Raw genomic sequence first — 23,364 nt, forward strand, 5'->3', positions numbered from 1 at the left:
ATGATGCAGCGGGAGAGCCGGCCTCACTCCTTGTTGAGTCGGTCGATGGCATCCCGGGTACCATCGATCAGGGCCCAGGCTCGCTCGTCTCTGCGCTGCACCAGGCCAAGGAACAGGATGTCGGTAATGGTGTTCTGGGCGGTACGGGAGGAGATGGAAGAGATACGCAGTTCGTTCTCCTCCGCCACCGTATCCAGCACCATGTCGGCCATCTGGCGCAACTGGGTTTGCCGGAACGAAGTCACGGCAATCAGGGTGGCACCATTGCGCTTGGCCAGCTCGGCCGCCGCCAGCACATCACGGCTGGCGCCAGAATAGGAGATGACCAGCTGCACATCACCCGGCCCCAGGGTCTGGGCGATGGAGATCTGCACATGGCTATCCTGGGCAAACAGGGTAGTTACGCCGATCTTGAGCAACTTGTACCAGAGATCCTTGGCGGTCAGTGCCGAACCGCCAATCCCCACCAGCTGTACTCGCCCGGCGCCATCTATGGTGTCGAGTACCTGCTTCAGCAGAGCACTGTCGAGAGCCTGAGTGGTCTCGATAATAGAATTTATCTTCTCCTGCGCCAGCTTCTTGGCCATGGTCTCCAGATCATCGTCTCGCCCGATGCCATTGTAGAGATCACCGACAGTGTCGGTCTTGATGGCATGCTTGCGCCCCAGATCCTCGCTGACCGCCAGCTTGAAGGCGGTGAAGCCCTTGAACCCGATCTTCTGGGTGAACTTCACTATGCTCGACTGGCTCACCTCCGCCTGCTGGGCCAGCTCCTGAGAGGAGAAGTGGGTCACCTGTTCCGGACAGGAGAGGATGTAATCGGCAATCTTGAGCTCGCTGGGGGAGAGCTGGCTCCTGATATTGGATATTTTCGACAGGGTAAGCATGGTTTCTCTCTGTTCTTGTTCTGCGTCGAGGCTTACTGGGTGCCACCCACGGTGAGCTGATCCAGTTTAAGGGTGGGCTGGCCGACACCGACCGGCACGCTCTGCCCCTCTTTTCCGCAGATACCGACTCCGCGATCCAGTGCAAGATCGCTACCCACCATGGAGACCTGGCTCATCGCCTCGGGGCCGTTGCCGATCAGGGTCGCCCCCTTGATGGGGGCAGTGATCTTGCCATCCTCGATGAGGTAAGCCTCGGAGGCGGAGAAGACAAACTTGCCGGAGGTGATGTCCACCTGACCGCCACCGAAGTTGGGGGCATAAATACCCTTCTTTACCGAGGCGATGATCTCGGCCGGATCGTACTGACCCGCCAGCATGTAGGTGTTGGTCATGCGCGGCATCGGCATGGCGGCGTAGGATTCGCGGCGACCGTTGCCGGTGAGCGGCACCCCCATCAGACGGGCATTCTGCTTGTCCTGCAGGTAACCCTTGAGAATGCCATTCTCGATCAGCACGTTGTAGCCACCCGGCGTCCCCTCGTCATCTATGCTGACGGAGCCACGCCGACCCGGCAGGGTACCGTCATCGACGATGGTGCAGTGTTTGGAGGCCACCTGCTCGCCGATGCGGCCAGCAAACGCGGAAGAGCCCTTGCGGTTGAAGTCCCCCTCCAGACCGTGACCCACTGCCTCGTGCAGCAGCACGCCGGGCCAGCCGGCGCCGAGCACCACCGGCATGGTGCCGGCCGGCGCATCGATGGCGTCGAGGTTGACCAGCGCCTGACGCACCGCTTCGCGCACATAGCCAAAGGCACGGCTCTCCAGCCCGTCCAGTTCGAGGAACCAGTCGTAACCAAAGCGGCCGCCGCCACCGGCACTGCCGCGCTCGCGACGATCGCCCTTCTCGGCAATGACGGTCACAGACAGCCGCACCAGTGGGCGAATATCGGCAGCCAGGGTACCGTCGGTCGCAGCCACCAGCACCTCTTCATAGACGCCACTGATGGAGGCCATCACCTGGTTGATGGCGGGGTCCAGACTTCTGGCAAACTTGTCCATCTGCTCCAGCAGGGCGATCTTCTGCTGCTTGTCGAGGGTCTGTAGCGGATCCATGGCCGGATAGAGCAGGTTCGCTTCGGTGCGCGCCCACGCCTTCACCTTGCCGTGAGCACCGGCAGCGGCGATGCCACGAGCAGCAGTCACCGACTGTTGCAGCGCCAGCAGGCTCAGCTCGTCCGAGTAGGCGAAGCCGGTCTTCTCGCCGCTGACGGCGCGCACCCCGACCCCCTGATCGATGTTGTAGCTGCCATCCTTGACGATGCCATCTTCCAGCATCCAGGACTCGTGCCAGCTGCGCTGGAAATAGAGATCGCCGAACTCCACCTGATGGCTCATCAGGCTGCAGAGCAGCTGCTGCAGGCGCCCTTCGTCGAGGTCGTTCGGGGCCAACAGGGAGGCACTAACCTGGCTCAATAGACTCAATCTTCTTCTCCACTCTCGTAACGAGCTGTTTTAAATCGTCTTGCCGACGGGTTGGCAACAAGCCACACCATCACAACAAACGGGCATGCTCCAGCACGGGCAAACGGCTGCGTTTCAATTTTTCACCACACCATCAGAGCAAACGGGCGTGTTGCAGCACTGGCATGGTGCGTTTCAATTCGTCGATAAGCCCGGGCTCCATCTTCGCCAGCACTGTGCCGCGCCCGGACTCTTTGCTGGCCAGCACCCGGCCCCAGGGGTCGATCACCATGCTGTGGCCCCAGGTCTGGCGCCCCGTTTCGTGAGTGCCGCCCTGATTGGCCGCGACTACGTAGCACTGGTTTTCGATGGCGCGAGCCCGCAGCAGCGGCTCCCAGTGCGCCTCGCCTGTCACGGCGGTAAAGGCGGCAGGCACCAGCAGCACACGAGCTCCAACTCGGGCCAACTGGCGGTAGAGCTCGGGAAAGCGCAAATCATAACAGATCGAGAGGCCGAGGGGACCAAAGGGGGAGTCCACCAACACAGGAGCCTCCCCAGGGCTGAAGGTCTCCGACTCCCGATAGCGGCCGTGATTATCCGCCACATCCACGTCGAACAGGTGGATCTTGTGGTAGTAGCCCCTGAGCTCACCGCTTGGGTCAAACACCAGCGAGCTGGTGTGGATATGGTCAGAACCTGCGATGGTGGTCGGCATAGCCCCGGCCACCAGCCAGATGCCATAATCGCGGGCCCATTCGGCCAGTTGTTGTTGAATGGGCGTTGCTCCGCTCAGAGTGGCGCTGGGATCGGAGCCGATTGCCTCGGCCCCATCCAGATAACCCTGCCGTTCGCCAAACAGGGCAAAGTTCTCCGGCAACAGCACCAGCAGCGGCCGCTCTTTGGGCAAGGCGGCCAGCTCGGCGGCGATCTGCTCCCGGTTATCCTGCCAGTGACGGCCAGATACCAGCTGTATTGCGGCTAACCACATGACGTTCTCCTTGTCGCTTGGGCCATCAGACGGTGACAGCATCCCCTGCCTGCAGGGTGTAATCCAGCACTATGATGCGCGCCAGCACCGGGCGGAAGATGGCCTTGAGGGCATCGTGATCCGGATGGGGCAGATAGCGCTGGCGGGCTGCTTCGTCGGCGAAGGTCATCAGCACGCTGTGGGTAAAGCCATCATCCCTCCCCTCCGGGCTGTCATTCTCCCCCCACTCCACGGCGGTCACGCCGCTGACCTGATGGGGAATGGCGAGAAAGGCGGTACGCACCGCATCTACCCGGGCAGGCTGGGTGTCCGGCTTGAAGGCGATCAGCAGGATATGTCGGATCATGGCTCACTCCTTGTGATGGTGCCGGGCCGCTCGTTCAGCGCTGAGCGGGCCCTGCGTGTTTGGGGCTCAGCAGGAAAGGGGTCACCTCTTGGGTCGGCAGGCTGGGGGCAACGGCATCTACCGCCTCTTTCTGCTGCTGGTTGAGCTTGATGCGCGCGCGATCGCGCCCCGCCTCGATCAGCTTGGGTGCGTCGAGCGGGCCCGAGATGCGAAAATCGATGCGGGTCACCACATCCACCACCGGCTCCAGCAGTTTGGAGAGGGCCAGCACATAGAGACCCGTGACCGGCGTGATGGAGAAAGCCGCCACCACCGGCAGGGTGCCCCCCAGATTGGGAGAGAAGCTCAGCTCGTAGTCGAGCCGCCAGCGCACCAGATCGGCGATCCCCTCGCCGCGCAGGTTGCCGGCCGCCCCCTTCATGTAGAAGTCGCGGTTGTCCACCACCCCCTGCTTGATCTTGGCGGAGGCGGACATGGATTCGAAGTAGAAGCCCTTGTCGAACACATCGCGAAAATCGAGCCGCAGCTTGCGCAGCAGGGAGTCGAGGCTGAGCAGGGAGAGCAGCCGTGCCCCCTTGTCGTTGATCTCCCGCAGGGTGCCACCCTCCAGCTGATAGTTGGCACTTCCCCCCAGAGTCGGCAGGCTCGGGCGATAGGGCACATCCTGCCAGTTCAGATCAAAAGCGAGGGAGCCGGGGGCATCGCCGATGGGTGAGGTGTAGCCCAGCCGCTTGAGCAATAGCTCGCTGTTGTTGCTGGTCAGCTTGCCACGGGCACGGGTCTGCATCCGGTTGCCATCGGCCAGCCAGTCGACGCTGCCGGTGAGCTGACTCCCCGCCAGCCGCACATCCAGCCCCTTGAGTGTCACCTTGTTGGCGCCGGGCACCAGCTCGCCTTTCACTTCACCGAGCGGCAATGCGCCAAAGCGGCAATCGACACAGCTGAATGTCAGCCAGGGGATGGAGGCCATGATGGCGTTGTCCTGCTTGGCATCGGGATCCGGGCTGAGATCCGAACTCTTGCCGGACCAGTAGATACGGGCAAACTTGGCATCCACCGGACGATTGGCTACTGCAGGCAGGCGGATCACCCCCATCACGTCGGGACTGTCGATCATCACCTCGGTCGCCTGATTGGTCGGCCCCACGGTGAAACGCGCCGCCTTGAGGGTGGCACTGCCGATATAGGCGCGAGCCAGCTGTCCATCCACCCACCACTCCTGCGGCAGGAAGGCGGGTCCAACCACCGCATTGCCAGTCTGGTTCTGCGCTGGCAACCACTGCTTGAGTCTGGCCAGCCAGCCACCGACATCGGCCTCCTGCTGGTTGATGGCGAGCAGCATGGGGGCATCGCGCAGCACCCGGGCGCCCGGTTGGCCCACATCAACCCGCACCCGACTGAGATAAGGCACCCCCTCGCCGTAGACCAGCCGAGTCTGCATATCCACATCAGCCCCCAGCACGGCGCGAATGTCGGCGCTGCCATCCCGGCCACGGGCGATCACCTTGAGCGGCAGCCGGCTGGCGCTGCTCTTGGCCAGCGGCAGCGGCAGATCCAGCCCCATCCCCTGCAGGTTGGAGTCGAGCGCCAGCTGGAAGCTGAACGGCTTGCTGTCGGGCAGGGTCAACCCGAGCTTGCCGCCCCAGTTACTGCGGCCGTTGAGAATGCCGAATGAAGAGATGGCGGCGGGTTGGCGGCGACTATCCCACTGCCCCTTGAAATCGAGGTCGACCTGATAGTGATCCGGATGCTGGCGCCCCTGATAGTCGAGGGTCAGCGGCTGGTTCCACAGGCTCGCCTTGAGGTTGTTGAAACGGGTCTGCTGGTTGTCATATTCAAGGCGCCCCTGCACCTTCTCCAGCGGCAGGTCCAGACTGGCGACCCGCACCTTGTTGTTGCTGAAGGTGGCATCGCCGCTCGCCTTGACCTCGCTCTCGCCATCGAGAGGAATATCGAGCTTGACCGAACCGGCCATCGGGCCGCGGATCTCGATCTCCCGCAGCGCCTGTCCCACCGAACTGCCCAGCGGGGAATCCTGCAGGTAGTCGCTGATGGCCTTGCCCTCCCCCTGCACCTTGGCATCCACATAGAGGTGGGCGCCGGGGGAGAGATCCGGGATCCAGGCATGCACCGAGTCGGAGCTCGCCTTGCCAAGTCGGGTGGAGCGGCTGCGCATATCGAGACCGGCATTCTGGAACAAGAGATCGATCTGCAGATCGGTAAGCGGTTGCCAACCGGGGAAGAACTCGTAGGTGGCCTGCTCGAGGGGCACCGCCACCTGGAAGATGCCATCACCTTTCTCATAAGGGAAATCCCGAAACTCCCCATACCAGAGCAGGTCGGCCCCCTTGGCCTTGCCCCCCTTGATGGCACCGCTCAGGTAATCCACCAGCCCCTTGTCCATCGCCTGCAGCGGGAAGTAGCGATCCGCATGGCCCGCATTCTTCACATCGATGCGACCGGTCAGGGCGAGGAAAGGGTGCTCGAACAGATCGAGGCGGAAACGGCTGGACAGGGTCAGATCCGGGTTATCCAGCGCGATATCCTGCCCGTACAGCACCCAGCCCTGTTCCTCGCGCCACCAGTCGAGGCGGGCCGAGAAGTGGTCGACCGGGATCGGCATCTTGAAGTGACGGGCGGGATCCACCTTGTCGTTCGCCAGCGCCACTCTGGCGCTGCCCCCCTTGGGGGTGAGCCAGAATTCACCGTTGAGATCCTGCATCCCGGGTATATCCTGCCACGCCTTGAGGCGCACCTTGCTGAAGCGGCCGCTGAGGGAGAGATCCTGCCAGTCGGCATTGGCCAGCAGCGTCAGATCCTGCACCGAACCCTGCGGATTGGTCTGGCGCAGGGTCTCGCAGAGAGTGGGGTAGAGCGCCGAGACCAGCTGACTGATCTGGGTGATCTTGTCGAACTCTATGCTGGGCAGATAGCCCTGCACCCGATCCCCGATCCGTTCCAGTTGCAAGCGGCTCTGCAACCAGGGTTTGCCATCCAGCTTGAAGGTGACGCCATGGCTGGCCAGTTGCCAGTTTTCACCATCGCGGCGTAGCTGAACCTTGCCGCCATCGAGGCCGAAACGGTGCATCTCCCCTTTCTTTGGATCCTTCCAGATCAGGTAGTTGTTGCCAAAGGCCAGTAGGGTGTTGCCCAGCTTGCCGCTGTCAAACTCGCTCCAGAGCTGGAAATCGAGCTGCCCGGCCACCTTGGGTTCACCAGCATGGATCCTGGCGAGGGTCGGGGTAATATCGAGCTGGCGGGCACCCATATAGAGCTGCCCCTTGAGGCGATCGAGCCGATCTTGTGGCGTATCTACATCGAGTATCAGGTCCAGGGTGCTCTCGCCTACCCCGTTGATGAGATAGGCCTTACCGACCCCCTGATGGCGCTTGCCACGATTCTGCCAGCGCAGTTGGGCAATGTCGAGTGCTCGCATGTCGCCCAGTGCGGTGGTGACATTGAGCCGGGTGTTGTGGATGTCAAAGGTGGAGAGCTGGGTCAGCAGAAAGCGCAGCAGGGCGCCCTGCTGGGGATCGCCGGAAGGGCTGTCGTCAGCCGGTTGGCGCAAGTCGAGGGTGATATCGCCATAGCTCAGGATCAGCTCGCCAAACACCGGCTTTAGCTCGTTAATGGTGCGCCAGAAGTCGAGATGCACCCAGGCCTTGCCGAGCTTGACGGTATAGCGTTTGGAGTCGGGGGCAACGGCGAGCTGTTGCAGTTCGAGGGCCGGGCCTGACTGTGTCCAGCTCAGTCCAATTTGATCGACGCTGACCTTGATTTGCGAATCGCCGAGCAGAGTGTGGATAAGGCTCTCTCGATACTGATTCAGCAAAGGGCCCCCGACCCGCACCAGGGTGACCAGCATGGCCAGCAGTACGAACAGGACCCCCAGGGCTAACCAGCCCCGACTCAGCCAGCGATAGACCAATTACATCATCACCACGTCGAACTGCTCCTGGCCGCAGAGAGGCTCGCTCACCACCCGCACCTGCTTGCCGATAAACACTTCCAGCTCCGCAAGACTGTGGGACTCCTCGCCATGGAGATAGTCGGCTACGGCAGGGGCTGCGTAGACGGTGAACTGATCTGCATCGTAGGCACGGTTGACCCGGATGATCTCCCGCAGGATCTCGAAGCAGACCGACTCCACCGTCTTGACCCGGCCGCGTCCCTTGCACTCGGGGCACTCGGAGCAGAGCACATGCTCCAGACTCTCTCGGGTGCGCTTGCGGGTCATCTCCACCAGGCCCAGCTGGGAGAAACCGTTGACGTTGGTCTTGGCGCGATCCTTGGACAGCGCCTGCTCCAGACTGTGCAGCACCCGGCGGCGGTGATCTTCCGACTGCATGTCGATGAAGTCGATGATGATGATGCCACCGAGGTTGCGCAGGCGCAGATGACGAGCGATGGCTGCCGTCGCCTCGACGTTGGTATTGAAGATGGTCTCTTCCAGATTGCGGTGGCCGACAAAGGCGCCGGTGTTGATATCCACCGTGGTCATGGCTTCGGTCTGGTCGATGATGAGGTAGCCACCGGATTTCAGCTCCACCTTGCGCTCCAGCGCCCGCTGGATCTCGTTCTCCACGTCGTAGAGATCGAAGATGGGCGACTCGCCGGGGTAGTACTCCAGTTTGCTGGCCAGCTCCGGCACGTACTCTTCGGTGAAGCGCTTGAGCTGATCGAAGCTCTGGCGGGAGTCGACGCGGATCTTGTCGAGTTCTGCGCCGACGAAATCGCGCACCACCCGGAATGCCAGACTGGGATCCTCGTAGAGGATCTTGCAGGGGGGATACTTCTGCTTGCGCTCGAGGATCTTGCGCCACAGCCGCTTGAGGAAGGCGGCATCCTGCTCCAGCTCCTGCTCCCCCACCCCTTCGGCGGCGGTGCGGATGATGTAGCCGCCTAGTTCATCCACATAACCTGCCACGGTGCGCTTGAGGCGCTCCCGCTCCGCTTCGGACTCGATTCGCTGGGAGACGCCGACGTGAGCGCTGCCCGGCATAAAGACCAGATAGCGGGAAGGCAAGGTGATATCGGTGGTGAGACGGGCACCCTTGGTACCCAGCGGGTCTTTCACCACCTGCACCATGATGTCCTGCCCCTGACGCACCAGCTCGGCGATATTGCCGACCTGGAACTGCTCCTTCTCCTTCACAGCCACACACTCGGTATGGGGCACAATATCGGAGGCGTGTAAAAAGGCCGCCTTGTCCATACCGATATCGACGAAAGCCGCCTGCATGCCCGGGAGCACCCGGCTGATCTTGCCTTTGTAGATGTTGCCGACAATGCCGCGTTTGGCCTGACGCTCTACATGCACTTCCTGCAGCAGACCGTTTTCGACCAGAGCGACCCGGGTTTCGGAGGGGGTAACGTTAACCAGCAGTTCTACCGACATAAGTAACCTTGCCTGTTCCAGTTTTGAATTCTTATACAGCCAATCCGGTACAACGCGCGCAAGGAAGAACGCAGCAGAGCACAGCTGACGGAAAATTACTTGTGTTGTTCCAGATGCTGCTTGATCAATAGATCCGTCTCCAGCAGCGGCAGGCCGACCACGGCGCTATAGCTGCCTTCGATGCGGCTGACAAACTTGCCGGCAATCCCCTGAATGCCGTAGGCCCCGGCCTTGTCACAGGGCTCTCCGGTTTGCCAGTAGGCCTCAATCTCGGCCTCGTCCAGCTTGCGAAACGCCACGTTGGTGGTGACCAGTCGCACATCGCAGCGCTCGGGGGTGGCCAGCGCCACCGCGGTCATCACCTGATGTACCTTGCCGGAGAGTGCCTCCAGCATATCCTTGGCATCGAGCAGATCGGACGGTTTCTCCAGCACCCGATCCCCCAGCACCACTATGGTGTCGGCACCCAACACCGGCAACGCCGTCGGCGCACACGCCACACCAGCCATCGCCTTGTCGCGGGCGAGACGGCAGACATAATCCTGCGGTTTCTCCCCCTCTTCCCGTTGCTCCGGCACATCCAGTTTCAGCACATCAAAACGATAGCCAAGCTGGGCCAACAGTTCGCGACGACGGGGGGAACCCGATGCAAGATAGAGTTGCAGTTCGTTGTTTTTGCTCATATTTACCTGATATTGAAGCGGCGCCGCACTTTGCGCAACACCAGAAACACCCAGGGCCATATTAGCATCGTCGTCAACGTCGACCAAAAGTAGGCGAAGTTGAGGCTGGCCCGGCTAAACAGGTGTTCGGCCCAGAACACCGTCAGCTTGCCTACCAGCGACAGCCCACCGATGATCAGGGCCTGCTGCCAGAGGGAGAAGTTGCGGATCTTCTGGAACTGGAATGCTGCCAGATAGGTGGTGATGGCCATCGCCATGGCCCGCACGCCGAGGGTGCTGCCAAGCAGCACATCCAGCAGCAGGCCGGCCACCCAGGCGGTGCCGACGTTGGTCCGGTGCGGCAACGCCAGTGCCCAGTAAATGAGCACCATGGCCAGCCAGTCCGGACGAAATGGATCAAATTCGAAAGGAAGCGGCAGGATCGACAGGCTCAAAGCCAGCAGGATCGAAATCCAGATCCAGATCCTGCCGCTGGCAGGTTGCAGCATCAGCGAGTGGCTCCTGCGGCGGAGGCAGCCGTTGCCACCCGTTCGCCATTCTCATCATCATGTACTTCGGGTTTCTTGTCGGTCCACAGCAGCAGCAGATAACGCAGCCGATCCAGCTCGACCAGCGGCTTGGCCTCGACCTGGGCGAAGGGCTTGCCCTCCACATATTCGGATCGGGTCACGGTCGCCACCGGATAACCTTCCGGGAAACGGCCACCCAGACCCGAGGTGACCAGCAGATCCCCCACCTGAATATCGGTGTTGCGCGGCAGGTTGCGCAGCTCCAGCTTGTCGAGCTCGCCACTGCCGGAGGCGATGGCGCGCAAGTCGTTGCGCAGCACCCGCACCGGAATACCGTGGCTGGAGTCGGTGATCAGCAGCACGCGACTGGTGGTGGAGCCCACGTGGAGCACCTGACCAATCACCCCCTGATCGTTGATCACCGCCTGACCGTTATAGACGCCATCCAGCGCCCCCTTGTTGATCAGCACCTGATGGCTGAAGGGGTCGGAATCCACCGACAGCAGCTCAGCCACCATCTTGCGGGACTCTTTGTGCACCGGTGAACCCAGCAGCTCGCGCAGACGCTGGTTCTCGTGCTCCAGATGATCCATCTTGAGCAGGCGAGAGCGCAGGGTAAACAGCTGTTGCTCCTGCTGCTTGGTCTGCTCGATGAGATCGGCACGGGTCTGCACCTGGGTCGACATGGTGTCGAGCAGGGTACCGGGCGCATTGGCCATGTATTGCAGGGGACTGACTAACGAACTGAGGTAGACGCGGACATGGGTAAACACACCGAAGCGGGAATCCGCGACGATGGCAGCGATGGAGATGATGACGGCGAGAAACAACCGTAACTGAAGCGAAGGGCCTCTACCAAAAATGGGTTTCATGGGTCGTCAAAAAAGAGCCGGCACGCTGGCCGGCTTTGGGTCTTATTCGTAGTGGAACAGATCGCCACCGTGCATATCGATCAGCTCCAGCGCCTTGCCGCCGCCACGGGCCACACAGGTGAGGGGATCTTCGGCCACGACGACAGGAATGCCGGTCTCTTCCATCAGCAGACGGTCGATATCTTTCAGCAGAGCGCCACCACCGGTTAGCACCATGCCGCGCTCGGAGATGTCGGATGCCAGTTCCGGCGGAGACTGTTCCAGCGCAACCATCACGGCAGCCACGATACCGGACAGCGGCTCTTGCAGCGCTTCCAGGATCTCGTTGGAGTTGAGGGTAAAGCTGCGCGGCACACCTTCAGCCAGGTTGCGACCACGGACTTCGATCTCGCGCACCTCTTCGCCCGGATAGGCGGAGCCGATCTCGTGCTTGATACGCTCGGCAGTCGCTTCACCGATCAGGCTGCCGTAGTTGCGACGGACGTAGCTGATGATCGCTTCGTCAAACTTGTCGCCACCGATACGGACTGACTGGGAGTAGACCACACCGTTCAGGGAGATGATGGCCACTTCAGTGGTACCACCACCGATATCAACCACCATGGAACCGGTCGCTTCGGATACCGGCAGGCCGGCACCGATGGCAGCAGCCATAGGCTCATCGATCAGGTAGACCTCGCGGGCACCGGCGCCCAGTGCGGACTCCTTGATGGCGCGACGCTCAACCTGGGTTGAACCGCACGGTACACACACCAGCACACGCGGGCTGGGGCGGAAATAGTTGTTGTCGTGAACCTGCTTGATGAAGTGCTGCAGCATCTTCTCGGTCACGTAGAAATCGGCGATCACGCCATCTTTCATCGGGCGGATTGCGGAAATGTTGCCCGGGGTACGGCCCAGCATCTGCTTGGCGGCATGACCGACAGCAGCGACCGATTTGGCGTTCCCGCGCTCTTGGCGAATGGCGACAACTGAGGGTTCGTTAAGGACGATCCCTTGATCTTTTACATAGATCAGGGTGTTGGCAGTTCCCAAATCGATCGACAGATCGTTGGAAAAGACGCCTCTGAGCTTTTTGAACATGGCTACGGGAAATCCTAAGAATTTGGAGGTGCAGAAAACCGGCTAACTTTACCAATGCCCACCCCAATGGGCAAGCGCTCAAACTGTCGCCAATCAATCAGGCGCGACAAAAATGCGAGTCATCACTCACTCGCACACGCTTGCAAACACTAATAAACAAGGATTTAGGGGGATGCTGTTGAGCCAACCCCCCTTACACATCAATTACTGCAATACTTCGCGCCGATAAATAATTCTGTCATTACCCCGGCTGGAGCCGAAAATGGCCTCACCTTGCAGGTTGCCGTCATTGGCACTCGTTGGGTCAGACAACCAGAGTGGCGATGATGGCTGTTTTGCCAATTCGACCTTGTAGGGGATGCGCACCGAGATGTCCGGCTTGGCAAAGTGGAACAGGATCTCCCCGTCTTTCGCCAGTGCAGCATCCCCACCCGGTGCCGAACTGCCCAATCCCAGCTTGATCTTGCGACCTGCCCCCAGATTCAGCTCGCGAGTCGCCGCATCAAAGGTGTGACTCGGATTGAGGAAAGTGAACCCCTGATTGGCCAAAGAGAACTGGGTACATTGATCTTCCTTGTTTTGCAGCCAGTTGCCCCCTTCGTAATATTGCATCTGCAGTGGAATGGCCAGCGGTGCCGAGGCCAGACCCGCCGCCGTGCCCGCCTGCAGGCGGCCAAAATAGGCTTTCATAGGCACACTGTCTATCTGACGGGCATTACAGCCGCTGCCACTGCAGTTACCTACCACGGCATCATTGAAATTCGGGCTGGCAATCAGCGTTCTGTCGCCATCGTTATCCCTCATATACAGACCAAACAACAAAGAGTTGTAGGGACCATCCGGTTGCGTGCCAGAGAGGCGCACAAACTCGCTGCTACCGGTAGTCAAGGCCGCACGGCCATCGAGCCATGGCAGCGGCTGCAGACTGCGCAAGCGGCTCGACAGGGATTTACCATCCTTATCATTGGCAACCGAGAGATAGGCTTCGCCCTTGGCAAAGGGCCCCGTATAGTTTCGGGTCTGTACGCCCATCGTATTACGAGCCAGCACATCCAGCATGACGCCAAAGGGCTGCCCCATATAGGAGAACGCATTGCAGGCTGGCACTATGTCGCCGCTCACCAGATTGAAGTCGGCAGGAATAAAACGCCCCACCGGCTGGCTCTGGGTTGATGGGATGGTGTAATTGAAGTAGCCATTGACTGGCGGCGTCGCCGTCATCCGGAATACTCCCACCTCGCTCACAGTCTGGCTAACGCTATTGATACTGTTGGCCGCAGCAACATGGTTATAGGTGGTAGTACCCAGCGTTGCATTAGTGCCCGGATTGGGTGCCACCAGCGTACTGCCCAGAGCAATATTGGGCAGGGCAAAGTTGGGCGTAGTCTGATTCCCTACGCAGATATCCCCATCATTGGCGGATTCCCAGGCCATCGCCTTGATATCTACCTGGAACGTTTCCCCCGCTTTTTTGAATACCGGACAGCTGCTGTCACCTGCCGCGCAGACCCCTTGCGGGGGCGTGATGCACAGACCGACCGGGCGAGCCACAAACTGATCCGCGCCTAGCATCACCAGACCGGCTTCACTGCCAGTACCATCATAACGAGCATCCAGTTGCACCTTGCCCGCATCCGGGTACTTAACCGTTATGCTCGACTGCCCCTGCGCATCGAATACGAGGGAGAGCGGCGTTGCAGCCCCCTGACTGGCACCAATCGTACTGCTGTTGACGCTCATCTGGCTGTTATAGGGGTTACTGGTGGGGGTGATATAGCTGCTCCAGAACTTGACGCTCTTGCTCTGGCTGGCAAACCCCGGCACACACTGCTTGGTCACATCGCTCTTTTTGACCGCCTTGATGGTCACCGTCTGCGGCTGGTTCGAGTAGGTGTCGGGCACGTCGAAGATAAATCCGCTGTCGGCAAAGGTGAGCGTACAGGCAGCCGCACTCTTGGCGCCACCGCCAACCCGGCACAGGGTGGTACTCAACGGTTTGGTCGAGGGCGTCGAGCCGCTGACCCCGACGGTCACCGTACCGGCGGTATTCTGTCGCAGCGCCAGCGTGGTGGTTCCTCCGCTGAAGCTCACTTGATTGCCTCCCACCCAACCACCGCTGCTACTCGTTGCGGGTTGCAGGGTGGCAGTCACGGGTTCGGTCACCAACAGGCTGCAGTCGGCATTGGCACAGGCCCGAATGGTCAGGGTTTCAGGGTTGCAGGTCAGCGCATTGCCGCTGTGATCGAATTCGAAATGATCGATCTGGGTGCCCACTGGACTGGAACGCAGCGCACAGATCCGCACGTTATCGATCTCGTGGAAGTTGGTCACCGACCCGGTGGACCCAGTCAATGACAGCAGGAAGTTGCCCGGTACTGTCGCTTGGCCGGTCTGGCTCGTCATGTTGATTGGACCAACGAGCGTACGAAACCCGTCACCGCTATCCCGTTCGACGGTGGCCACCGAGTTGCCCGCCGTGCGAGAGTCGACCGTAATGCGATAGCGGTGGGGGCGATTGCTGTTGGTACCGCTGTCGACGGTCGGGTTGAGATTGCTGGCGGTTCCGGCCAGGTAGCGGTAACCGGAGGTACCGGAGCCGGATCCGCGAATAGAGACGGCCTGCGGTCGGGAGCCGATATTATAAGACCCCCCCTCATTGGCGTAGTTGCCGTATTCGTCGATCCCGACACCAAGCCAGCCGCCCGCAAAACCACTGATCCCGGTCTTGAAACCGTATCCCAGGGGGCCACCAAATGCACCAGGTTGTGGCGTCAGGGTGGCATCCGAGAGCACCACCGCCATGCCATCCGCCCCGCTTGTGCCGGAAGTCTTGTAGGCGTATTGATCGAACTCGACCGTCACCAGGTTACCTGCACCGGGGAAGAGGCGCTGGAAAGTGGCCGACGTGGCCTGGTTGGTGACGTTCTGGGTGAGACGCAGGCGACCATTCTGCACCGATGGCAATGTGCTGTTGTTGCGCTGAGCCACGACCCAACTGTCGGGGTTGATCTGGCTGCTTTCGAAACCGTCGACAAAACAGGTCAGCATCGGCGGAAGTACCGCTTCATTGATGCTGGACTGGGCATCCATGGCCAGATAGCGGGCCGTCACCCTGCCATAGACGGTGGCATTATTGTTCATGGTGAGCTTCCCATCGGCATAGAGATAACCATAAAACGTGGTGCGGTTGTCGATCACCATGTCGTTATAGTTAACCCAGATGAGACTGCCCTGATTATTGGCATTGATATTGACCGTATTGACCAGCTTGACATCCTGATTGACGAAAATCCGGGTGGTGCCACTGCCTGAGAGACGGATGGTACCGCTGTCCAGAATCAGCTTGTCGATGAAGTAATCCCCCTCCCCCAGCACCAGGATCGCGTTGTTGCGCACTGTCAGCGTCTTGATCAGGTAGGTGCTGCGGCTGGGGAACGTCGTAGTGCAGTTTTCTACCGTCATCGCACCATAAGAGGTACTGGAAGCCGTTTGCGCACCGAACGAACAGAGCTGGGTCGAATTGGAGGTGATGGCGGGAAAAGCATTATTCCCGCTCAGGGACAGCCCGCGGATATCTTTGCCAGTAACGCTACAAACCATGTAGCCGCCAGTACCATCATCGCAGCGCGGCGTATTGTTCTGATCCGGCTGGATGGAGCAGAAGTTGAGAGGCAAACCGCCGGAACCGTTGATCTTGGCGTTGTTGAGTTGGCTAAGCTGGTAGCCGCTAATCTGATGGCAAACGTTATTGTTGTTGCCATGATGCCCTTGCACCACATCCGGAAAGAGCGTGCCTGTGTCGATAGGGTCGAAGGCCCAGACATGGCCAGTAAAGAGGGCAAGCGCCCATACCCATTTCATTGTCCGCCTCCGTCATACGCTTCAAGCATCAGAGTTCTGCTCACGGCAAAATCGGGACTCGCACTATCCAGTTCAGAGGAACCACAGGTTCCGACACTCTCGAGACGATAGCCATTAGTCACGGCACCGTTATAGGTCACCGGAACCTGAGTGCAACGCACAGCAACTTGGCACTGCACCAGACCGGTAACGCCGGTGAACGAGGGGGTCGGGCTGATCCAGTCACAACGATCCTGGGGAGATGGCGCAGCAGGCCGGTTCGGAAACAGCTGATACAGAGCAATCTCCAGCCCGCTCTGGGCGGCCAGCAGAGCCCGCACGCTGCGCACCTCCACGGTATTTTTCTCGCCGCTATCGACCAGAAAACGGCCCATTGCAGCCGCCAGCAGCGCCATCACCACAATCACAAACAGGGCGATCATCAAGGCACTGCCTCGCATCCGTCCGAAAGCCTGTGGATCAGGGCACATTGAACACCTCTATCTTGTGGTTGAAGGTGACCGACTCCCCCTTGCGTTCGAACAAGAACCGCATGCCAAACTCCCCTTCCGCGTTGAATGCCGATGTTTCCCGATAGAAACCGCCAGCGCGGAGCGACTCTGCCATCAGCACGCCTTGCGCAGGTAAAGGAGCACCGATTGCGGCACTGGCACGAGTGAGGGTGCCCCCATCAACGCAATAACGTACCTGTTGATTGGCAAAGTAGACACGGCTACCGGGAGAGAGGCCAGCCAGACTCTCGCTATTGGTATAGCGGATCGTTTGTGCGCCGGAGACGGGCGCCAGCACATCAGCAACCCTGGCCACACAGCGGCCATATTCACAATTGCTCAGCAGCGACCCTGCACTTGGGTCAGGTACCGGGAAAACGATCATCCAGTCACCTTTGCCGACGGCTAACGGATCTGCACTCGACGGGCTGGCAGCAGAAGCCGGGGTCGCCATCACCAGCTCAAGGGTGGCCGTGCTCCCCGACATGGCACGGTTAAGCGCCAGATAGCGGCTGGAGGTGCTGATAGGCCAGAACCGCAGGCAAGCCCCCGAGTCAACCCAGGTACCATCAAGCGTCTCGATCCGCTCCGATCCTGGCACCGCATCGCGCAGTTCGCGGTTAAGCCGCTCCATGGCGAAACGGGCATCGCTCATCAACTGTTCACGACTGCTGGCATCGCCATAGATCTGGCTGCCGATGCCGATAAACTGGCTGGTAAATGTCGCCATGATGCCCAGCAGCAGGATCACCATCACCAGCTCGACCAGGGTAAAGCCACTGTTACCCCCAGGTTTACGGTAAGTTCGACTAGCCGCCAGACATAATCGGAAGCCGGAAGTGGTTACAGGAGCGGACTTTCGGACAGGCAGGCAACCCCCGACAGCGGAACGATTCATCAGTAGTTCCCCCGGTAGAAGGAGAAGTCGAGTACGCTCTCATCCGGCAGCTTGATCTGCAGATCAATCCGCTTGCCCACAGAACAGGGTGCGGTACAACTCTTGAAGGTGCCATCGCTAAAATCGACGGCGCTGACCGCAATCCTGACCTGATAGTTGCGATACTCCTCGCCGCTGATCCCCGCCGCCGTCTGGGTAAACCAGCTGGCATCCCGCCAGTTTCCCGCAGTATCGAAGTCATCCACATCGTTATAGGCGTAGGGAGCCGGCTCACCATCGGGGCCATAACTGCCGGAGCAGGGAGCTATGTTCACCCCCGCCACCTGCTCGCCACAACGATAACGGCCACCATTATGATCCGAATGTTCATCAAACGACTTTTGCAGGATCTCGCCGGAGATGCGCTGGGCCAGCTGGGCGGCGCGTACCTGCTGCACCGGGTCTACCGCCTGCGGCGCCTGATTGATGAGTAACCCCAATATGCCGGTCAAGGCCACCGCCAGCAGCACTATGCCAACGATCAGCTCAATCAGGGTAAAGCCGCGCTTAAGGGATCTCATGGATATACCCCTCAGACTCAATCTGGATGCGGCTGGTTTCGCGACCATCACTCACCAGCAAGGTACAACCGTTGGCACAGCTGCCTAGCGGTCTGCCCATCTGATCGAAGCGGAGTACGAAGCTTCTGTTGCTGTTCAGGGAAAGCGTGATTCCGTCAGAGGCGGTCACCAGCCGACCACGGGTGCGCAGGTTATCGGTCCAACCACTGCCCAGATCATCGCTGGCGGGACACGCCGCATAAGTACGGTGGGCAAAACGGGGAGAGGCGACCACCAGCAGGGTACAGCGGTTGGCAGGCTCATGCATATTGACGGTCTGTACCAACCGCAGACGGGTCAGCAGTTCATCACGCACAGTTTGAGTTTCAACGCCGCCTTTGCCCAGCCATTTGGGCACGACAAAGGCGGCGAGAATCCCGAGTAACAGGATCACCACAACCAGTTCAATCAGGGTAAAGCCCTTGGTTGCAGGCATGGTTTTTCTCATAGGGGGAAAGAAGAAAGCGAGGCCAAAGCCTCGCTTGATAATTCAATCAGTTGCTACAACCTGTCACATCAACACTGAATGCAGCGGCTGAAGTGGCCTCATTGTATTTAACTTGGCAATTAGCGTTATTGCCAGCCGCCTTGGGCTTGAAGGTCCCTTTGGATGCAGATACTTCATCCCACCCATCTAAAGTAACGGCGTTTGCAATGGTACCTACTGTCGGATAGCCATACTTGGCATCGACGGTAGTGCCAGCAACAGAGACTGCCGAAGAAGAGTTTTCAATACCTTGGATAGCCGCCTTACTGTAAATCATCTGAGCCGCACTCTGTAGTGATGCTTTGACCCCATCAGCAGCTGCTTTACGCGCATCATCCTGCAGATTCAGGAACTTGGGTGCAGCGGTGACCGCCAGAATCCCCAGAATAATGATCACGATAACCAGTTCGATCAGGGTAAAACCCGCCTGTTTTTTCATTTCACTTTCCTCTGTCAATTGATGTTGGTAGTCACCTGACCGGACGCCGGACGGTAACTGAAACTCATGAATGCATCAGTACTGCCTTGCGGATCCTGATACTTGCCATCGCTGCCCTTACTCAAACTATTGACCAGATAGTAACGACAGACCGAATCCAGTCCATTACTGCTCACAGTGGCATAGTATTTCAGGTCATTGCCGCTACCGCGTACTTCATTGAAGTTGGCCGTAGCCTTGGGCGGGTTTTGCAGCAACCCCTCCCAAATCTTGAGACAACGCTCTGCGCTCAGATTGGCCGGATCCACATCCGGATTGCCGCTAGCCGCAGTATCCATGGGATAGCCGGGAGACAACTCGCCGTTGCTGATCTGGGCATCGGTCGGCGTGGTCAGATAGAAGCGGCTGCCGTCATAGAGCACGGTATTGAGGCTATCCTGTTTGGCGCGCCCTTCCGCTTCCCACTGGGCCCGCACTAGCGACACTCCTGTTGCAAAACCACCCGAGACGCCCTCGACGCTGGCCTTTTTCGCCTCGTCGGTTACATCCAGAAAACGGGGCAATGCTGTTACCGCCAGGATCCCCAGGATCACGATAACGATCACCAGCTCAATCAGGGAGAAGCCGGCGGTCACTCTTGTCATCCCGTTATTTGGCATTGATGGTGCCATTGGTTTCATTTTCATGCTCCCTTGGTAATGGCCGATATTATTTCATGCAGACCTAAAAAAATCATGTAGTTGGGTCATATGATTAGCCTCATTCAAGGCTTTTTAATCACTCGCCCGTCGGAAAACAGATAAACCAGCCAATAACCATCCCACCCCATCTCGCACCCGCTGCCATCGGGGCGGGCCAGAAACTGCAAGGGTGGCATGCCCCCCTCCGTCTCTCCCACCAACGCCAGCCACAACTGACGACAATTTTCTGATGGTGATTGCAGGGGCAACAGTCCGAGTGGCCAGCCACGCTCATCAAATTGCCAACCATGACCCGCGCTATGCAGGGTGTCGGGGCGCCGTTCATTCAGCCAGATCCCGTGCAAACGCTGTGCCCGCTCCGCAAATTGCTCTCCCAGCAGGGTGAGCGAAAGCTGTTGCGCCTCCTCCCGGTTGATCTGATAGCTGCGCACCAGGGTCGTGACGATCACCATCAGCAGGATTATCACGGCGATCCGCCGATATCCGGCCAGCCAGCGATCATCCTGTTGTGTCTGTCTGTTCATCCACTCCTCGACTCCCTCGCCCTATTGCCTCTTACGACGCTCATCATGCCCAGCCACTCAGGTGTGAAGATGCCGAGTTACTTGCTACGAACCACTCACATCCCGCTCGCATCATGTCCCACCATTCTGGCGTGAAGATACGGGGTTACTTGCCTCTTACGGCCCTCATCATGTCCCACATAGGCGTGAAGATACCCAGCGCCAGGATCAACACCATTACTGCCACGATCCCGATCAGGATCGGCTCGATGCGGGCGGTGAGACTCTTGAGGTCATAATCCACCTCGCGCTCGTAATACTCGGCCGCTTCGTGCAGCAGGTCATCGACCTGACCGGTCTCCTCACCCACGGCGATCATCTGCATCACCAGCGGGGTGAACAGGCCGCTGCTGCTGGCGGTGCGAAGCAGGCTCTCGCCCCGCTCGATACCGGCGCGCATATCCCGTACCCGCCCCGCCATATAGGCGTTATCCACCGCATCGGCCACCAGGGTCAGCGCGGTGTTCAGCGGCACCCCTGCCTTGAGCATCATGGAAAAACTGCGGGCAAAACGGGCCAGCAGGGAGCGCTCTATGATGGTGCCGACGATCGGCAACTTGAGCTGCCAGCGGTGCCAGGTCAGCTTGCCCTTGGTGGTGGCGACCCAGCGGCGCCAACCGAACACCATCCCCGCCAGAATAGCGAGCAGCAGCCACCAGTAGTTGACAAAAAAGTGCGAGGTGGCGAGCAGAATGCGGGTCGCCAGCGGCAACTCCACCCCGAATTTGGCGAACATGCCGGCAAACACCGGGATCACCATGATATTGAGGATCACCATGGCGATACCGATGGCGATCATCACGAAGCTGGGGTAGCGCATCGCGGTCTTGATCCGCTTGCGAGTCTCCAGCTCCAGCTCGAAATAGTTGGCGAGCTGCAAAAAGGACTCTTCCAGCTGACCTGTGTTCTCACCCACATGGATGATGGCGACGAACAGGCTGCTGAATACCTTGGGGTGCGCCTGCATCGAGCTGGAGAGCGGGCGACCGTTGCCAAGATCTTCCCCCAGCGAGTGAAGCGCCCGCTTGAGCGGCTTGCTGTGGGTACTCTCCTCCAACCCGGCGATGGCACGCAGGATCGGGATCCCGGCCCGGGTCAGGGCATACATCTGGCGGCTGAAGATCACCAGCTCATCCAGCTTGACGCCACCTTCCAGCAACAGTGACCAGTCGATGGCGGCGGACTTGGCCTTGCCCGGTTTGAGCTCGGTGGGCATCACACCACGGCGCATCAGCTGCTCGGCGGCCGCCATCTCGTTGGCCGCTTCGACCACGCCACTGGTGGCGTTGCCCTGGCTGTCACGCCCCTTGTAAGCAAAGTTAGCCATCGCTTACCCCAAATCCTCGGCCAGTCGCAACACCTCATCCACCGAGGTGATCCCCTGACGGGCATAATCGAGGGCAGTGAGGGCCAGCGGCCGGTAGTGTTCGTGTTGACGGGCCGCCTTGGCGAACCCTTCCGCATCGTTGCGGCGCAGGGCATCCATCATCGGCTGATCCAGCTCCAGTAGCTCGTAGACCCCGATCCGGCCGGAATAACCGGTAAAGTTGCAGCTCTGGCAACCCCGGCCCTTGTGATAGGTATGCTGGCCAGGCGCCTCGCCGGAAAGCACGGTGAGCCAGGTGGCCTGCCCTTCGTCGGGCGCCTTCTCCTCGACGCAGTGCTCACATACCCGCCGCACCAGCCGCTGGGCGACCACAGCCCGCAGGGCACTCGCCACCAGATAGCCGGGCGCCCCCATGTCGATAAGGCGCAAGGCACTGGTCACCGCATCGTTGGTGTGCAGGGTGGTCAGCACCAGGTGACCGGTGATGGCGCCACGCAGGCCGATCTCCACCGTCTCGTTGTCACGCATCTCACCCACCAGCAGGATGTCCGGATCCTGACGCAGGGTAGAACGCAACACGTGGGAAAAGGTGAGACCGATCTTGGGATTGACCTGCACCTGGCTGATACGGGGCAAACGATACTCCACCGGATCTTCGACCGTGATGATCTTGTTGCTGGACTGGTTGAGCTCGGAGAGAGCGCCATAGAGGGTGGTGGTCTTGCCGCTACCGGTGGGGCCGGTCACCAGGATCATGCCGTGCGGGCGTTTGAGCTGACGACGGAAACGGGTCAGGATCTCCGGCGGCATGCCGGTCTCGGTCAGCGACAGGATGCCGGAGGATTGATCCAGCAGACGCATCACCACAGACTCGCCATACTGCACCGGCATGGTGGACATCCGCACATCCACATCACGGCCGCGCACCTTCATGTTGAAACGGCCATCCTGCGGCAAGCGCTTCTCGGAGATATCGAGCCCGGCCACCAGCTTGAGACGCAGCACCAGCGCCTGGGCGATGCGCACCTCGTTGAGGATATTCTCGTGGAGGATGCCGTCGATCCGCTGGCGAATGCGCAGCACCTTCTCGTCCGGCTCGATGTGGATATCCGACGCTCCCACCTGCACCGCATCCTCGAACAGGGAGCGCAGCAGCTTGGCCACCGTCGCCTCCCCCTCGTCATTGGCCCCCAGATTACCTGAACCCAACTCGAAGCCGGAGTCCTGATACTCCTCCTGCAGCTGTTCGGCGAAGCTCTCAATCTCGCGGGTGCGGCGATAGAGGCGGTCAAAATAGTCCAGCAACTGCCCTTCCCGCGCGACCGCCAGCACCATCTCCCGCGGGCTCAGCAAGGCAGCAATGGCATCCAGCGCACTCAAGTCCGCCGGATCCGACATGGCTACCGTCACCTTGTCGTCGGTAAGGTTGACCGCCAGCGCCCGATAACGGCGCGCCTGCACTTCGGGCAGCAGCGGCACCGCGGCGGCATCGATGGTGAGGTTATTGAGATCGAAGAAGGGTACATCCAGCTGGCGAGCGAGGAACTGCAGCAGCTGTACCTCGCTGATAAAGCCGAGGTCAATCAGAGTGGTACCCAGTTTGCGTCCGGTCTGACGCTGCTGCTGCAGGGCAAGCTGCAACTGATCATCAGAGATGATCTGCTCCTGAACCAGCAGGTCGCCGAGGCGCATTTTCAGTCTGGGTTGTGCCATGTTTGCTCCGATATCTGTTACTTCACACCCGTTGCCGCATCCGATGAGGCTTCGCTCAT

The 23,364-nt window shown here is 59.9% G+C and carries 20 protein-coding genes; all 20 read right to left on the minus strand.

What is annotated here, in order from left to right:
- Window positions 1-23: 23 nt before the first annotated feature.
- On the minus strand, window positions 24-887 hold the full coding sequence (locus G5332_RS07770) for an SIS domain-containing protein (protein ID WP_041209636.1): 864 nt from the start codon (window positions 885-887) through the stop codon (window positions 24-26).
- A gap of 32 nt (window positions 888-919) precedes the next feature.
- Entirely contained in the window at window positions 920-2,368 is a 1,449-nt protein-coding gene (tldD, locus tag G5332_RS07775) for a metalloprotease TldD (protein ID WP_421172673.1), read from the minus strand.
- Between the two features lie 133 nt (window positions 2,369-2,501).
- On the minus strand, window positions 2,502-3,335 hold the full coding sequence (locus G5332_RS07780) for a carbon-nitrogen hydrolase family protein (RefSeq protein WP_421172672.1): 834 nt from the start codon (window positions 3,333-3,335) through the stop codon (window positions 2,502-2,504).
- A 25-nt stretch (window positions 3,336-3,360) separates the two neighbouring features.
- The gene (locus tag G5332_RS07785) at window positions 3,361-3,681 is read right to left on the minus strand and encodes a Dabb family protein (protein WP_042052565.1); all 321 of its coding nucleotides are present in this window, start codon (window positions 3,679-3,681) and stop codon (window positions 3,361-3,363) included.
- A 34-nt stretch (window positions 3,682-3,715) separates the two neighbouring features.
- A complete protein-coding gene (locus G5332_RS07790) occupies window positions 3,716-7,609 on the minus strand; it encodes a YhdP family protein (protein ID WP_421311211.1) in 3,894 nt (1,297 codons plus the stop codon).
- A complete protein-coding gene (gene rng, locus G5332_RS07795; RefSeq protein WP_005340056.1) occupies window positions 7,610-9,079 on the minus strand; it encodes a ribonuclease G in 1,470 nt (489 codons plus the stop codon).
- 95 nt (window positions 9,080-9,174) lie between these two features.
- Entirely contained in the window at window positions 9,175-9,762 is a 588-nt protein-coding gene (locus G5332_RS07800; RefSeq protein WP_005342909.1) for a Maf family protein, read from the minus strand.
- A 2-nt stretch (window positions 9,763-9,764) separates the two neighbouring features.
- Window positions 9,765-10,250, minus strand: coding sequence for a rod shape-determining protein MreD (gene mreD, locus G5332_RS07805; RefSeq protein WP_005342908.1), 486 nt, complete (start codon window positions 10,248-10,250; stop codon window positions 9,765-9,767).
- On the minus strand, window positions 10,250-11,143 hold the full coding sequence (gene mreC, locus G5332_RS07810; RefSeq protein ID WP_005342907.1) for a rod shape-determining protein MreC: 894 nt from the start codon (window positions 11,141-11,143) through the stop codon (window positions 10,250-10,252). The genes mreD and mreC overlap by 1 nt, the downstream gene beginning before the upstream one ends.
- 42 nt (window positions 11,144-11,185) lie before the next feature.
- The gene (locus G5332_RS07815; protein WP_005340051.1) at window positions 11,186-12,226 is read right to left on the minus strand and encodes a rod shape-determining protein; all 1,041 of its coding nucleotides are present in this window, start codon (window positions 12,224-12,226) and stop codon (window positions 11,186-11,188) included.
- Between the two features lie 204 nt (window positions 12,227-12,430).
- The gene (locus tag G5332_RS07820) at window positions 12,431-16,087 is read right to left on the minus strand and encodes a DUF6701 domain-containing protein (RefSeq protein WP_421311212.1); all 3,657 of its coding nucleotides are present in this window, start codon (window positions 16,085-16,087) and stop codon (window positions 12,431-12,433) included.
- The gene (locus tag G5332_RS07825; protein WP_421249449.1) at window positions 16,084-16,557 is read right to left on the minus strand and encodes an MSHA biogenesis protein MshP; all 474 of its coding nucleotides are present in this window, start codon (window positions 16,555-16,557) and stop codon (window positions 16,084-16,086) included. The genes G5332_RS07820 and G5332_RS07825 overlap by 4 nt, the downstream gene beginning before the upstream one ends.
- Complete coding sequence (locus G5332_RS07830) at window positions 16,547-17,476, minus strand: PilW family protein (protein WP_421249448.1); 930 nt, start codon at window positions 17,474-17,476, stop codon at window positions 16,547-16,549. The genes G5332_RS07825 and G5332_RS07830 overlap by 11 nt, the downstream gene beginning before the upstream one ends.
- Complete coding sequence (locus tag G5332_RS07835; protein WP_421249447.1) at window positions 17,476-18,036, minus strand: type IV pilus modification PilV family protein; 561 nt, start codon at window positions 18,034-18,036, stop codon at window positions 17,476-17,478. The genes G5332_RS07830 and G5332_RS07835 overlap by 1 nt, the downstream gene beginning before the upstream one ends.
- Window positions 18,023-18,511 carry a type II secretion system protein gene (locus G5332_RS07840; protein ID WP_128834795.1) on the minus strand — a complete coding sequence of 163 codons (489 nt, stop codon included), beginning with the start codon at window positions 18,509-18,511 and terminating at the stop codon, window positions 18,023-18,025. Before G5332_RS07840 ends, G5332_RS07835 begins: the two co-directional genes overlap by 14 nt.
- A 58-nt stretch (window positions 18,512-18,569) precedes the next feature.
- Window positions 18,570-19,001 carry a prepilin-type N-terminal cleavage/methylation domain-containing protein gene (locus tag G5332_RS07845; protein WP_106844143.1) on the minus strand — a complete coding sequence of 144 codons (432 nt, stop codon included), beginning with the start codon at window positions 18,999-19,001 and terminating at the stop codon, window positions 18,570-18,572.
- Between the two features lie 14 nt (window positions 19,002-19,015).
- Entirely contained in the window at window positions 19,016-19,687 is a 672-nt protein-coding gene (locus tag G5332_RS07850; RefSeq protein WP_106844142.1) for a prepilin-type N-terminal cleavage/methylation domain-containing protein, read from the minus strand.
- Between the two features lie 77 nt (window positions 19,688-19,764).
- Window positions 19,765-20,226, minus strand: coding sequence for a hypothetical protein (locus G5332_RS07855; RefSeq protein WP_128834793.1), 462 nt, complete (start codon window positions 20,224-20,226; stop codon window positions 19,765-19,767).
- A gap of 145 nt (window positions 20,227-20,371) precedes the next feature.
- On the minus strand, window positions 20,372-21,592 hold the full coding sequence (locus tag G5332_RS07860) for a type II secretion system F family protein (RefSeq protein WP_005340027.1): 1,221 nt from the start codon (window positions 21,590-21,592) through the stop codon (window positions 20,372-20,374).
- A 3-nt stretch (window positions 21,593-21,595) separates the two neighbouring features.
- Window positions 21,596-23,305 (minus strand): MSHA fimbrial ATPase MshE, encoded by a 1,710-nt coding sequence (mshE, locus tag G5332_RS07865; protein WP_106844139.1) that lies wholly within the window; start codon window positions 23,303-23,305, stop codon window positions 21,596-21,598.
- Window positions 23,306-23,364: the final 59 nt, after the last annotated feature.

The organism is Aeromonas sp. 603757 (assembly GCF_049171255.1).
In the GTDB taxonomy this organism is placed as follows: domain Bacteria; phylum Pseudomonadota; class Gammaproteobacteria; order Enterobacterales; family Aeromonadaceae; genus Aeromonas; species Aeromonas veronii_A.

Excerpts from the sequence above, each read along its gene's own strand:
- G5332_RS07830 (WP_421249448.1), bottom strand. The coding sequence starts at position 17,476 with ATGAATCGTTCCGCTGTCGGGGGTTGCCTGCCTGTCCGAAAGTCCGCT.
- mreD (WP_005342908.1), bottom strand. The coding sequence starts at position 10,250 with ATGCTGCAACCTGCCAGCGGCAGGATCTGGATCTGGATTTCGATCCTG.
- G5332_RS07780 (WP_421172672.1), bottom strand. The coding sequence starts at position 3,335 with ATGTGGTTAGCCGCAATACAGCTGGTATCTGGCCGTCACTGGCAGGAT.
- G5332_RS07855 (WP_128834793.1), bottom strand. The coding sequence starts at position 20,226 with ATGAACAGACAGACACAACAGGATGATCGCTGGCTGGCCGGATATCGG.
- G5332_RS07840 (WP_128834795.1), bottom strand. The coding sequence starts at position 18,511 with ATGCCTGCAACCAAGGGCTTTACCCTGATTGAACTGGTTGTGGTGATC.
- mshE (WP_106844139.1), bottom strand. The coding sequence starts at position 23,305 with ATGGCACAACCCAGACTGAAAATGCGCCTCGGCGACCTGCTGGTTCAG.
- G5332_RS07800 (WP_005342909.1), bottom strand. The coding sequence starts at position 9,762 with ATGAGCAAAAACAACGAACTGCAACTCTATCTTGCATCGGGTTCCCCC.
- G5332_RS07835 (WP_421249447.1), bottom strand. The coding sequence starts at position 18,036 with ATGAGATCCCTTAAGCGCGGCTTTACCCTGATTGAGCTGATCGTTGGC.
- G5332_RS07825 (WP_421249449.1), bottom strand. The coding sequence starts at position 16,557 with ATGTGCCCTGATCCACAGGCTTTCGGACGGATGCGAGGCAGTGCCTTG.
- G5332_RS07815 (WP_005340051.1), bottom strand. The coding sequence starts at position 12,226 with ATGTTCAAAAAGCTCAGAGGCGTCTTTTCCAACGATCTGTCGATCGAT.
- G5332_RS07770 (WP_041209636.1), bottom strand. The coding sequence starts at position 887 with ATGCTTACCCTGTCGAAAATATCCAATATCAGGAGCCAGCTCTCCCCC.
- G5332_RS07845 (WP_106844143.1), bottom strand. The coding sequence starts at position 19,001 with ATGAAAAAACAGGCGGGTTTTACCCTGATCGAACTGGTTATCGTGATC.
- G5332_RS07785 (WP_042052565.1), bottom strand. The coding sequence starts at position 3,681 with ATGATCCGACATATCCTGCTGATCGCCTTCAAGCCGGACACCCAGCCT.
- G5332_RS07850 (WP_106844142.1), bottom strand. The coding sequence starts at position 19,687 with ATGAAAATGAAACCAATGGCACCATCAATGCCAAATAACGGGATGACA.
- rng (WP_005340056.1), bottom strand. The coding sequence starts at position 9,079 with ATGTCGGTAGAACTGCTGGTTAACGTTACCCCCTCCGAAACCCGGGTC.
- G5332_RS07820 (WP_421311212.1), bottom strand. The coding sequence starts at position 16,087 with ATGAAATGGGTATGGGCGCTTGCCCTCTTTACTGGCCATGTCTGGGCC.
- mreC (WP_005342907.1), bottom strand. The coding sequence starts at position 11,143 with ATGAAACCCATTTTTGGTAGAGGCCCTTCGCTTCAGTTACGGTTGTTT.
- G5332_RS07860 (WP_005340027.1), bottom strand. The coding sequence starts at position 21,592 with ATGGCTAACTTTGCTTACAAGGGGCGTGACAGCCAGGGCAACGCCACC.